This window comes from Polymorphobacter sp. (assembly GCF_051860865.1).
In the GTDB taxonomy this organism is placed as follows: Bacteria; Pseudomonadota; Alphaproteobacteria; order Sphingomonadales; family Sphingomonadaceae; genus Sandarakinorhabdus.
The window spans coordinates 23,603-35,076 of record NZ_JBIMKZ010000002.1 but is presented as its reverse complement, the minus strand read 5'-3'; the positions used below and the strand labels follow the sequence as shown (position 1 = coordinate 35,076).

Here is an 11,474-nt window from a genome sequence, read left to right as displayed (position 1 = left end):
CTGCGTCGGCGCGCCGATCCGCGACGAGACGGGCGCCATAGTCGCCGCCATCAGCGTCTCCAGTGTCGCCCAGTATATGAGCGACGCGCGCATGACCGAATTGATCGACACCGTCTCCGGTACCGCCCGCGACATCAGCCGCGAGCTGGGCTGGTCAGGCAAGAACGAAAGGCGATAGGCCCCTCATGATCATCGCCTCGGCGTCCGATTTCCGCGCGGCCGCACGGCAGCGCCTGCCGCGATTCCTGTTCGATTACATCGACGGTGCCGCCTATGCCGAGGTCACCAGCCGCCGCAACGTCGATGACCTGGCCGCCATCTCGCTGCGCCAGCGCGTGCTCAACGATGTGTCGCAGATCGATACCGCTACCACGCTGTTCGGTCAGGCCTGCCGGATGCCGGTGGCGCTGGGCCCGGTCGGGCTGAGCGGCATGTATGCGCGCCGCGGCGAGGTGCAGGCGATGCGCGCTGCCACCGATGCCGGCATCCCGTTGTGCCTGTCGACGGTTTCGGTATGCAGCGTCGAGGAAGTGGCAGCCAGCACGCCGGTGCCGCCGTGGTTCCAGCTTTATGTCATCCGCGACCGCGCCTTCATGCGCGACCTGCTGGCCCGTGCCCGGGCGATCGGCTGCGGTGCGCTGGTGTTCACTGTCGACATGCCGGTGCCGGGCGCGCGCTACCGTGATCCGCATTCGGGCATGTCAGGGCCGAACGCCGCGTTGCGCAGGTTCGCCCAGGCGCTGATGCACCCGTCCTGGGCGCTCGACGTCGGCGTCCTCGGCCGGCCGCACAATCTCGGTAACATCGCCTCGATCCTCGGCCACAGCAGCGGTCTTGAGGATTTTATCGGCTGGCTGGCACGCAATTTCGATCCCGCCGTTCGCTGGCAGGACCTTGGCTGGATTCGCGAACACTGGGACGGCCCGCTAATCATCAAGGGCATCCTCGATCCCGACGATGCGGCCGAGGCCGTGGCGCTCGGTGCCGACGGCATCATCGTCTCCAACCACGGCGGCCGCCAGCTCGATGGCGTCGTTTCCTCGGCGCGGGCGTTGCCTGATATCGCCGCACGCTGCGGCGACTCGCTGACGGTGATGGCCGACGGCGGCGTCCGCTCGGGGCTGGACGTCGTGCGCATGCTGGCACTCGGTGCTCGTGGCGTCTTTCTCGGCCGCGCTTGGTCCTATGCGCTGGCTGCACGCGGCGGCGCCGGTGTTGCCCAGCTACTCGCGATCATCGAAGCGGAGATGCGCGTGGCGATGGCGCTGACCGGCTGCACGAGCATCGACTCCATCGGCCCGCAAATTCTCGATCGCCGCGGCGCGTTTCAAAAACAGGATTGACATTTCACATATTGGGATGTCATCTCACATATAACAAAAAGAGATGACATTGGGGAGTGAAAGGTCATGCGATACCGGACATTGTTTGCGCTGGCGGCCACCACGATTCTGGCCACGAGCGGCGCCGCGGCATGGGCGCAGGAAACGCCGCCAGAACAAACGCGTTTCACCACCACGCCTGACGGCAAGCCCTGCGACGGCGTCCTCGATACCGCCCGCCAGTGCATCGCCCGCGATCTCACCCGCAACACCCTTGACCGGCCCTATCGCCCGGCCGGCCATTCCGATGGCCGGCTCGCGGGCCCGAACAGCGGCTTTGGCCGCCGCGACCGGCGCCTCGTCTACAGCGCCACCCCCGGCGGCCATGCCGGCGGCCAATATCCCGGCAGCACCAACGGCATCGGCATCATCGTGCTCGATGCCGAAAAGGAATACTCCTTCGTCAAGCGCATCCCCACCTGGGATGTGCCGGCCAGCATGACGCCGGAGGAAGTCGCCGGCGTGTCGGCCAGCCCGGCGACCAACATGATCTATTTGTCGACACGTGGCCGGCTGGCAGCGTTCGATCTCGCCACCGACAAGAAGGTCTGGGAGAACACCTATACCCCAGGCACCTGCTGCGAGCGCGGCCAGGTGACGCCGGACGGGCTGACCTTGGTCGTCGGGTCGGACCTGAAGGACTTCTGGATGGTCATCGACGCCAAGACCGGCAAGCTGAAGGGCAAGATCGACGCGCCGGCCAGCATGTTCGCTCACAACATGGCGCTAAGCGCGGATGGCAAGACCGTGTTCATGGCGCCCAACGGCAACACGATCACTGTCGGCGATGTGGCGAAGATGAAGGCGACCAAGACCATCACCTTCTCCGACCACGTCCGCGTCTTCACGATTAACCATGACGCATCACGCGTCTATGCCAACCTCAACAACCTGCTCGGCTTCGAGATCGCCGATGTGGCGACCGGCAAGGTGATCAAGCGCATAGAGGCGCCGGACTTCATGTGGAAGGCGCAATGGGCCGATCCAACCAAGCGCTTCTACGGCCACGGCGGCCCAGTGCACGGGATTGCCATGTCGCCCGACGAGAGCGAGATCTGGGTGGTCGACAACATCAACTATGGCGTGCTCGTCTATGACAATACCGGCGAATGGCCGGTGCTGAAGCAGACCTTCAAGACCACCCATTCTGCCAACTGGATCAATTTCGGCCTTGACGGCAAACTGGTCTATCTGGCCTCGGGTGACGTCGTCGATGCCAAGACCAAGGAGATCGTCGGGCACATGAACGACGAGTTCGGCAACCCGATGTTCAGCGAGAAGTATCTCGAGATGAGCTTCTCCAACGGCAAGCTCCAGCGCACCGTCAACCAGTTCGGCCACGGCATCCCCGAGGCGGTGAAGGCGCGGCTGGCGCAGAAATGATGGTCTGGCGCCGCGCCTTGATCCTGGGCGCGGCGCTGGCTGCGCAACCGGCCGTGAGCGCCTCGACCTTCGAAGGCGACCCGCTTAACAAGGCGGCCGTCGACAAGGTCTGCACGCGCTGCCACCAGAACGGCATGTTCCTGACCACGCCGCGCTCGTGGATCCGCTGGACCGACGTGTTCCGCACCATGTCGGCCCGCGGCGCCACCGGCACCGATGCCGAGCTCGACCGGGTCGTCACCTTCTTTCTCGAGAATCTGACGATCATCAGCGTCAACGCCTCACCCGCCAACGAACTGTCGCCGGTGCTGGGCGTCACCGAGGCTGTGGCAGACGCCATCGTCATCCGACGCGAGACCAGACCGTTCCGCGACCTTGACGAGCTGGCCGCCTTCCCCGGGGTCGATCGTGCCACGCTCGAACGCCGCCGCGCCCGCATCCAGTTCTGAAAGCCCCTGTCATGTACAAGCCGATCATCTCTCTCGTCGCCATGGTGACAGCCGCGTGCCTGTCCGCCGGCGCGCACGCCCAGCCCGCCGACCCCGTTGAGCACGCGGCCGCGAGCACCATGGCGAACGCCGTCACGCGCACCACCGACGGCGTCGCCGTCCACAATGTTTTCAAGGACCCGCTGGCCCGCACCGTCCATGTCCGGCGTGATACCTCCGGCGTCGTCGAGCGCCACGAGGCCTTCAACGATGTGATGATCGCCACCAAGGGCAGTGTCACCCTGCTGCTTGGCGGCCGTATCGAGGGCGGTGCCGAGACTGAGCCCGGTGAATGGCGGGGCGGTACCATCGTCGGCGGCCGCCAGCAGCTGTTCAAGGCCGGCGACATGCTATGGATTCCGGCCGGCGTGCCCCATCAGATGCTCGTGACGAAAGGCAGCAGCTTCACCTACAGCGTCGTCAAGACCGCCCGCTAACGCCGGGATGCCCGTCCTTCGCCCGCTCCGCGCCCAGGACATGGTCGCCAGCCTGGCGCTGGGATTGATCGCACCCGTCGCTGCCGAGCCGGCCGACGAACCGAGCGCCCAGACCATCATCGTCACCGGTCAGCGCGAGGACGGCCTCCGGCTCGATCGTCTCGCCACCCCGATTATTGACACCCCCCAGGCGATCTCGGTCATCACCAGCGCCGATCTCGAGGCACGCGGCATCGCCAGCCTTAACGACGCGCTCCGCAATGTCGCCGGCCTCAGCCTCGGCGCCGGCGAGACCAGCTTCCAGGGCAACAATGCAATCCTGCGCGGCTTCACCACCCGCAACGACCTGTTCGTCGATAATGCCCGCGATTATGGCTATTATTACCGGGACACCTTCGACGACGAGCGCGTCGAGGTCATCAAGGGCCCGTCCTCGACGATGTTCGGCCGCGGTTCCACCGGCGGCGTCATCCACCGCGCCGGCAAAATGCCGGGCCCCGAGGACCGGTTCGCCGCAGAAGCCCGGCTCGGCCTCGACGATACCCGCCGGCTGACCGTCGATGCCAATATTGCTCGGCCACTCGGCGAGGACACGGCGGTGCGCCTCAACGCCATGGTCCACCATTCGGCGGTCGCGGCGCGCGATGCCGGCACCCAGAAACGCTGGGGCGTCGCCCCCAAATTCTCGGCGGGCCTTGGCCAGCATACCCGCCTCACCCTCGCTTGGCTCCATCAGGAGGAGAACAACCGCCCCGATTATGGCATCCCCTGGGTGTCCGGCACCCCGGCCGCGCCCGGTTACCCGGCCCCTGTTGACCGCAGCAACTATTATGGCTTCACCAACGACCGGCTGGACACCGTCGTCAATATTTTCACGGCTCGCATCGAGCATGATCTAGGCGACCGGTCGCTGCTGCGCGGCCAGCTCCGCTACTCGAACAACAGGCGCGATTTCCGCTACAGCGAGGCGATCATTCCCGCTGGCAGCTCGCGCGCCACTCCCCTCGACCAGGTCACCGTCAGCCGCAACCTGTTCGAGGGCCGTTCGCGGGACCGATTCCTCCAGGCCCAGCTCGAAGCCGAGACACAGCTGTCGCTCGGCGCCAGCCAGCACCATGTCATCCTCGGCGTCGAGGCTGGGCGCGAGGCCACCGACCCGGTCTATGTCACCAACACCAACGTCCCCACCACCTCGCTTATCGATCCCGACTATCGCTTCTTCGACAGCGTCCCCGGCGGCTATATCCGGCTGCGCGGCCGCGCCCGATCGAACTTCATCGGGCTGTTCGCGCTCGACACGGTCAGCTTCGGCCCGCGCTGGCGCGCCATCCTCGGCCTGCGCTGGGACCAGTTCAGCACCCGCTACGACAGCCAGCGCTTCTCGCCGGCCGGCATGCCGGACCGCGAGACCCGCGTCACCCGCGACGACCGGCGGTTCAGCGGCCGCGCCGCGCTCGTCTACAAGCCGGCCGAAGACGGCAGCCTCTATGTGTCCTGGGCCAATTCCTTCAACCCGTCCGGGGAAGGCATCGAATCGCTGATCTCGGTTGGCCGAACCGTTGCGGAGGCCAATATCGACCTGGCTCCGGAAAACAGCACCAGCTACGAGCTCGGCACCAAGTGGAACCTGTTCGAGGACCGGGCGCTGTTTTCCGCCACGCTGTTCCGCATCGAGAAGGACAATGTCCGCGTTCCCGATCCGGCCACGCCGGGGTTCAACACGCTCGGCGGCAAGCAGCGCGTCGATGGCTTCGAGGTCGAGTTCAGCGGCCAGCCGCTGCCGGGCTGGAGCGTTCGCACCAGTTATGCACTCCTCGACAGCCAAACCCTCAAGTCCACCGCCACCGGCCCGCTGGTCGGCGCCCCGCTGCTGATCGCGCCACGCCATTCCGGCTCGTTCAGTACCAGCTATGACTTCACGCCCGAATTCAATGCCGGCTTCAACCTTGTCGCCAGCGCCAGCCGCGTCGGCCAGAACACGGCCGCCAGCTATCTGGTCGCGGGTGGCTATGTCGTTGCCGATGTCAGCGCCACCTGGCGTCCATCTCGCCAGGTCACGGTCCGGCTGCTGGTCAACAACATCACCAACCGCCTCTATTACGACCAGCTGCACCCGGTCCACGTCATCCCGGGCGCCGGCCGGACCGCGCTGGTCAGCCTCGGCACCGTGCTGTAGACCGGAGCCATGCTGCACATATCCGAGGTGCTGACTGCCGACGAGCTGGCCGACGTCCGCGCCCGCATCGCTGCCTGTGACTGGATCGACGGCCGCGCCACCGCTGGCCACCTCTCGGCCCCGGTCAAGCACAATCGCCAGCTTGCCGAGGATGACCCCGGCGCCCTGGCGGCGGCCGCCATCGTCCGCGCCGCGCTGGCGCGCAACACCGTCTTCGCCGCAGCCACGCTGCCAGCCCATATCGCGCCGCCCCTGTTCAATCACTACGGGCCCGGCGACCATTACGGCGACCATGTCGACAACGCGGTCCGCCCCCTCGGCGACGGCCGGATGCGGCTCGACCTGTCGGCGACGCTGTTCCTCACCGACCCTGCCGATTATGGCGGCGGCGAGCTGGTCATCCATACGGCCGCCGGCAGCCAGGGCTACAAGCTCGATGCCGGCGACATGCTGCTCTACGCCGCCGGTGCCGTCCATCAGGTCGCCCCGGTCACCCATGGCACTCGCGAGGCCTGCTTCTTCTGGGTTGAAAGCCTGGTGCCGAGCGCCGCGCACCGCGAGATGCTGTTCAGCCTCGATGCCAGCATCGCCATGCTGCGCAGTCAAAGCGCGACAGACAACACGATCCTCTCGCTGACCGCGCTCTACCACAATCTCGTTCGCGAATGGGCGCGGCTGCGCTAATCGCCATCAGCCCCAGTTCTGGCGCGCCGCCCATTGCTCGATGCTCTCGAGCGCTACCGGCAGTTCCGCGAGCACCGGCCCCATATCGACCTGAAACGGCCGCTCCGGGGCATGATTGTACCAGGCGTAGATCCGCTCAAGCGCCGTGGTCAGCGCCGCCACGTCGAGCGTCGCCGTCGACTGGAAAACGGTCGCCATCCTCTCGGCAAAGCGCGCGATCGGCAGCGTCTCGAACCCGATCCGCCGTCCCAGGACCTCGGACAGCCGCTGCGCCAGTACCGGACCGCGCACCGCCTCACGCCCGCCGACATTGAACGCACGCCCGGCCAGCCCGGGGCGCTCGGCCGCGGCGATCATCAGCTTCGCCGTATCGTCCTCGCTGATCCAGCATACCTCGAGCGTTTCTTCATGCGGATACCGGATCATGCTGTCGCCGATGATGTCCGGATAGGCCCAGGCACGCAGCAAATTGTCGAGATAGATCACCGGCTGGATCGACACGGTCGGCACGCCGCTGGCAAATAGCTGTTCGCGGATCGCGAACCGCGCATCATGCGCGGCAAATCCATTGTGCGCGTCGCAGATGATCATGCTGCTGTTGAACACCAGCATCCCCACCCCCGCGTCGCGCGTCGCCTCGGCCACCCGCGCCGCCGCCGCCTGCACATCCTGCGCCTTCTGGAACGATGTCGATGGCAGTGTCAGGAACACCGCCTCGGCGCCGGCCACCGCCCGGCGCAGGCTGTCGGCATCGCCATAATCGGCGACGATCGCCGGCCAATCGGGATCGAGGCTTGCCGGATCGCGCGCTGCCGCCAGCGGCTGGTGGCCGGCGGCCAGCAGCTGGCGCATCTGCGCCTGCCCCTGGTCGCCACTGGCGCCAAATACTGTGATCTTCATCGCAAGCCACTCCTCATGCCGCTGCCGCCGGCGTCATCAGCGTCCGGAAGGCCAGATGCGCGCGCCACAGCAGCAGCGCCGCCAGCGCCGCGGCGACACCGCAAACCAGGGTCATCGATTCACCTACCCGCGCCTCATCGGCAAAAACCTGATCGGTCATCACCGCAATGATCGTCGGCGCCGCCCCCAGCCCGACGATGTTGGCGGTGAACACATAGAGGGCCGTGGCGATGCCGCGCATCCGGTTGGGCGTCGCTAGCTGCAGCGCCGAAGCCGCCAGCGCCATCGGCGAGCTGTAGAGAAAGCAGGCGATCGTCGTCAGCACCAGCGCCAGCCAGAATGCCGAGGTAAAATAAAGCATCGCCGAAACCGGCACCAGCAGCGCCGCCGCCACCGCCGGATAGAGCAGAAAACCGAACTCCCCCTGTGTCCTGGTAAACAGCCGCGACAGCCAAGGGCCGGACAGCACGCCCAGCGACCCGCTGACCAGCATGAGCGCACCATATTGCAGGCCGATATCGGTCATCGACATGCCGAACCGCCGCATCAGGAAGACCGGCGTCCAGGCCGGATAGCCATAGAGGCAGATTGCCAGGCAGGCGATGCCGACGAAGAAATTGCCGTAGAAGCGCCGCCGGGCTATGAATATGTCACGGATCTCGGCCAGCGGCATAGGTACGTCGGGAACCGCGGTGCCGCTCTCGTTGCGCCGCGCGGGCTCACGGACAAAGGCCAGCAGCACCGCCGCCAGCGCGCCGACCAGGCCGATGACCACGAACACCAGCTGCCACGGCGCCTGTCCGGCCAACCCCAGCACGCCGGACATGTCCCAGCCGCTGACCACCGCCAGCAGCCAGCCGCCAAGCACGAGCGCCAGCCCGCTGCCCATGTACAGCCCGAGCAGATAGATGCTGAACGCGCGTGGCAGGCGGCGCGGCGAAAAACTGTCTGTGATCATCGACCAGGCCGCCGGCGTCAGGGAGGCTTCCGCTGCACCGATCAGCACCCGGGCCAAGAACAATTCGGTATAATTGCGCGAAAAGCCGCACAGTACCGTGCCGATGCTCCAGGCCGCGATCCCACCCATCAGCACCATGCGGCGGTTGACGCGGTCGGCCAGCCGGCCGAACACCGGGCCCATGGCGATATAGGCGATGGCAAAGGCCGCGCCCTGAAGCACGCTCATCCGCGTATCGGTCAGGTCGAAGTCGGCCTTGATCGGTCCGACCAGCAGGTTAAGGACCTGCCGGTCGATGAAGCTGGTGGTATAGGCAAAGGTGAGGACGAACAGCAGATACCAGGCGGCCGGTGCCGGCGGGTCGGCGCGGTCCGGCACCGGACTCAGGGTTGTCATCGGGGCAATCGCCTTTCCGCCGGCTCAGAGCTGGAGCACGCCGCGCCGCCGCGTGCCCCCTGCCCTATCAATAGCGCAGCGACAGTTGCAACTGGATCGTGCGCGGCACATTGCTAAAGCCGCGCTGGTCGGAGACCCGAGCATTGTTGGTGCCGGTACCGAAACCGGTCGACGATCCGTCCAGCGCCCCGGTGATCCAGAACTGGTTGGTCAGGTTCTTGCCGATCAGCGCCACCTGCCAGCTGTCATCGTCCTTGGCGACTCGGAGCAGCGCGTCGACCGACACATATCGCGGTTGGCGTGTGAACGGATTGCCGAACGGCGATCCCAGATAATCACTGCTGTAGCGGGTATCGATCGAAAAACCCGCTGTCATGTCATTGCCCAGCGGCCGATCATAGCTGGCGCCCAGCGATGCCGTCCACTTCGGCGCGATCGATGTCGGTGTACCGGCCAGATCCTGGCCGAGCCCGCCGAAGGCTGTGGTGTTACAGCCCGCCGCGATGCTCTGCCCGGTATAGCAGGGCGCGATGAAGTCGACGTAGCGGGCATGGTTGTAGTTGACCGACCCGCGCATGTTCAGCCCATCGATGCCGCGCGGCGCAAACTCACCCTGCAGCTCGATGCCCTTGGTCCGTGCCGACCCCGCGTTGGTGGTGATGAACGCGAAGGTCTGGCCATTGAAGAAGTCGATCTGGAGATCGTCATACAGGAACGTATAGGCGGTGACATCGAAACGCAGCTGGTTGTCGAACACTGTCGCCTTGAGGCCAACCTCGAAGCCCTTGGCCTTTTCCGGCCCGAACGACAGGTCGGTCGGACGGCTGGTGACCAGCAGCGCACTCGAATTGGAGAATCCGCCGGACTTGTAGGCCGTGCGATAGCCGCCATAGATCGTCAGATCGCTGGTCGGCCGCCAGGTGATCGAGGCCTCCGGCGACCAGTCGGTGAAGGTCTGGTTGGCGATCACCGGCCGGCCGACGACATAATTGGCCAGCAGCGCCGTATCATGGACGAACTGGCTGTCCTTGGTCTCATGCGTGTAGCGCACGCCGCCGGCGATCTCGATCTGCGGAATGACCTTCAGGGTCACCTGGCCGAACGGTGACAGGGTGCGACCGTCGGTGAAGGACTCCTTGCCGAACGCCACATAGCGATCCTCGGGCGGCTTGCGCGAATCCTCGAGATTGCCGGCAGCGACATTCTGGTCGACGTCGCGGCGCGTATCCTGGAACAGGAAACCGGCGAGGAAGTTCAGCGGTCCTTCGAAAGACGACACCGCCCGCACCTCAGTGGAGAAGGAGCGGAAGGTCGATTCGTCAGTCACCAGCACCTGGGTCACTGCCTGCTGGTAGTCGCTGTCGCCGACGAAGATGTTGCTGCTGTAATTATAGTTGATCACCGCCGACAGGATGATGTCGTCCATCCGGTATTCGAGCACATTGTTAACGCCGATGCTCTTGTACTCCGACCGCAGGCTGCCATCGCCGGCGAGCGGGAACACCTGCGCAATGTCGGGCGCAATGCCATTGTGATAAGTGAACCATTCGCGGCGGCACGGCACCGTCGGCTGCAGCTGGCTGAACCCGCCCGGGCAGCTGAAGATGATGTTGTTCCAGGCCGGGTTGTTGGTCTTGCTGATCGTGCCGCCGACCTTGAGCGTCGCGGTGAAGTCATTGGTCGGCTCCCACATCAGCGTGGCACGGCCGACGAATTCGCGCTCCTTGGGCGATATTGCCGGTCCGGGCGGGGCAATGTGCGGGTTGAGCGCACCGGTAGCCAGGTCGCGCGTTGTGAACGGCTGCGCCGTGCCGAAGCCGTCGGTATAGCCGTCAAACATCTTCGACACCCGCACCGCCACGCGCCCCGACAAAGTGTTGGTCAGCGGCCCCGAAATCACCTGCTCGCCGTACAGCTGCTGGGCGTTAAGCTCGAAACCGACGCGCGTGCTGCCGAAGAAATCCCGGGTCGGGTTGGCGGTGGTGATCGAGATCACCCCGGCCGTGGCATTCTTGCCGAAGAACAGGGCCTGCGGGCCTTTGAGCAACTCCAGCCGTTCGAGGTCGAAGAACCCTTCGTTGATGATCCGGCCATTGCCATAATATGCGCCGTCGACAATCACCGCGACCGACTGCTCGATGCCGACCGAACTTGAGTTCGAGCCGATGCCGCGCATCGTCAGCTGGGCGCCCGATCCGACGGCGGACCGTCCGACCTGAAGCTGTGGGTTCATCGCCGCCACCTTTTCCAGGGTGGTGATGTCCTGCCGCGCCAGCATCGCGCCGGAGAGCGCGGTGATCGCCACCGGAATATCCTGCGCGGACTCAGACCGGCGCCTTGCCGTGACGATGATTTCCTCCAGACCGCCGCGGCTCGCCGCGTCCGGTTGGGCATCGGCCGAGACATCGGGCGCCGTCTGTGCCGTTGCGCTGGTGGCGACAGCCAGTGCACCGACCGAAGCCAACCACCAGCGAGCCTGCGATGTCCGAGCCAAGGTCCTGCCGATATCGTGCATGTCCATCCCCTTCCTTGCACCGGCGTATCGCCGACTGCTGTGTTTCAACCGGAGGCGTCATCTTGCTCTTCCGGCAACAGGGCGCTTCTGGCGGCACCCTTGTCGAGGATCACTTATTATCTGTCGAGCCTAGCATTACAATCAGTTTTGTATGT

General features: G+C 65.6%; 10 protein-coding genes. 7 read left to right on the top strand and 3 right to left on the bottom strand.

Going from position 1 to position 11,474, the window contains the following annotated elements; genetic code table 11:
* From ACTIFJ_RS00750 to ACTIFJ_RS00720, 7 genes are all read left to right on the top strand, one after another.
* Positions 1-178, top strand: a 178-nt coding sequence (locus ACTIFJ_RS00750) for an IclR family transcriptional regulator domain-containing protein (protein WP_439532217.1), incomplete at its 5' end; no start/stop codon positions are given.
* A 7-nt stretch (positions 179-185) separates the two neighbouring features.
* Positions 186-1,343, top strand: a complete 1,158-nt coding sequence (gene lldD / locus ACTIFJ_RS00745) for an FMN-dependent L-lactate dehydrogenase LldD (protein WP_439532162.1) — start codon at positions 186-188, stop codon at positions 1,341-1,343.
* Positions 1,344-1,409: 66 nt separating this feature from the next.
* Positions 1,410-2,765: a hypothetical protein gene (locus ACTIFJ_RS00740; protein ID WP_439532161.1), complete on the top strand. Its 1,356-nt coding sequence runs from the start codon at positions 1,410-1,412 to the stop codon at positions 2,763-2,765.
* A gap of 53 nt (positions 2,766-2,818) precedes the next feature.
* Positions 2,819-3,214 (top strand): helix-hairpin-helix domain-containing protein, encoded by a 396-nt coding sequence (locus ACTIFJ_RS00735; protein WP_439532160.1) that lies wholly within the window; start codon positions 2,819-2,821, stop codon positions 3,212-3,214.
* Positions 3,215-3,333: 119 nt separating this feature from the next.
* Positions 3,334-3,690 carry a hypothetical protein gene (locus tag ACTIFJ_RS00730; RefSeq protein WP_439532159.1) on the top strand — a complete coding sequence of 119 codons (357 nt, stop codon included), beginning with the start codon at positions 3,334-3,336 and terminating at the stop codon, positions 3,688-3,690.
* Positions 3,691-3,697: 7 nt separating this feature from the next.
* Positions 3,698-5,866, top strand: a complete 2,169-nt coding sequence (locus ACTIFJ_RS00725; RefSeq protein ID WP_439532158.1) for a TonB-dependent receptor — start codon at positions 3,698-3,700, stop codon at positions 5,864-5,866.
* A 9-nt stretch (positions 5,867-5,875) separates the two neighbouring features.
* Complete coding sequence (locus ACTIFJ_RS00720; RefSeq protein WP_439532157.1) at positions 5,876-6,550, top strand: Fe2+-dependent dioxygenase; 675 nt, start codon at positions 5,876-5,878, stop codon at positions 6,548-6,550.
* A gap of 6 nt (positions 6,551-6,556) precedes the next feature.
* Here the strand turns inward: ACTIFJ_RS00720 and ACTIFJ_RS00715 are convergent, their stop codons facing one another.
* The 3 genes from ACTIFJ_RS00715 to ACTIFJ_RS00705 form a co-directional block, all read right to left on the bottom strand.
* Complete coding sequence (locus ACTIFJ_RS00715; RefSeq protein WP_439532156.1) at positions 6,557-7,450, bottom strand: SDR family oxidoreductase; 894 nt, start codon at positions 7,448-7,450, stop codon at positions 6,557-6,559.
* 13 nt (positions 7,451-7,463) lie between these two features.
* Positions 7,464-8,804, bottom strand: a complete 1,341-nt coding sequence (locus ACTIFJ_RS00710) for a spinster family MFS transporter (protein ID WP_439532155.1) — start codon at positions 8,802-8,804, stop codon at positions 7,464-7,466.
* 67 nt (positions 8,805-8,871) lie between these two features.
* Positions 8,872-11,319: a TonB-dependent receptor gene (locus tag ACTIFJ_RS00705; protein WP_439532154.1), complete on the bottom strand. Its 2,448-nt coding sequence runs from the start codon at positions 11,317-11,319 to the stop codon at positions 8,872-8,874.
* Positions 11,320-11,474 lie beyond the last annotated feature (155 nt).